We start from the raw sequence: 243 nt of genomic DNA, 5'->3' as shown, positions 1-243 counted from the left end.
ACCTTCCTACGCTCCTACAGGGGAACCCACCCTCTCGGGCGCTCCGCTCTCTCCTTGCTTCGCTGCGGAGAGCACCCGAGAGGGTACCCTGATGTCGCTTCCGGAAGGTGCACCGGCACGCTCCAACCGTGGGGCCGAGAGCGGCTCGCTGAGCGGTCACCCGAGCACCCAACCGGAAAACGCTGCCGCCCCCGCACAGTACCCCAGCGCGGAAAGGCGGTATCGTCCGAACGTGACATCAGG

This window comes from Rothia sp. HMSC069D01 (genome assembly GCF_001810135.1).
Classification (GTDB): Bacteria; Actinomycetota; Actinomycetes; order Actinomycetales; family Micrococcaceae; genus Rothia.
The sequence above is the reverse complement of the archived record's forward strand: the minus strand, read 5'-3'. Positions refer to the sequence as shown.